General features: G+C 57.4%; 1 protein-coding gene and 1 pseudogene. Both read right to left on the bottom strand.

Going from position 1 to position 650, the window contains the following annotated elements:
* Positions 1-265: pseudogene (locus tag BFP92_RS31930) on the bottom strand (hypothetical protein); the annotation flags it as partial.
* 262 nt (positions 266-527) lie between these two features.
* The coding region (locus tag BFP92_RS32045) for a DUF6124 family protein (RefSeq protein ID WP_239694261.1) at positions 528-650 on the bottom strand (123 nt) is incomplete at its 5' end.

Genomic DNA, 650 nt, shown 5'->3' with positions numbered 1-650 from the left:
CTTTTGGATTGAGGTAGTGATCAATTGCGCGATGCGCGGCCTGATTGAGTTTCAGGTCCGGTTCGCTTGGAGGGTTCGGCGTTATTTTGAACATACTTGGAATTTCCCACTTTAGGGCCGCCACCTCTGAGCTACTAAACAAAGGGGTGGCAGCTGTGCGCAGGTTAGTAGACCGGGGAATTCCAAGAAAGCCGGCGCGCCCGAAGACGCCCTGCACACAGCCACCATCAAGCACGGACGAAGCCGTCCGACAGATGAAGCTCATGCACTGACTGGAATAACCCCGGGCTACTAAACCCGATCACTGAATTGTCAGCGACCGAGCAACCTTAGAGACGCCCACCACAGCGCACAAGCCGGCGGATTCTGACGCAAGCGTAGGCAAGGGAGCAAGGCGCTGTGGCTTCGGACTTTGCTGTTTCAGTGTGCGCTGTAGGACGTGAACCCTACACTGACCTAAATGTGGGAGCGGGCTTGCTCGCTCCCACATTAGCCTTGTGTTGCCTCGTGCTCAGCGGTCATCAGCGTTAGCCGGCGGCCTCGCGCTCCAGCAGCTTGTCCATCAGCAACACCCCCAACTCACTCAACTGGTGAATCGCCAGCGCCACGTCGCGCTGTTTTCCGGTCAAGTCTTCTGACAGGTCGAGCAG

The organism is Pseudomonas sp. 58 R 3, assembly GCF_900006605.1.
GTDB classification, from domain to species: Bacteria; Pseudomonadota; Gammaproteobacteria; order Pseudomonadales; family Pseudomonadaceae; genus Aquipseudomonas; species Aquipseudomonas salomonii.
Note: the sequence above shows the minus strand (reverse complement) of the source record. Positions and strands in the feature narration are given on the sequence as shown.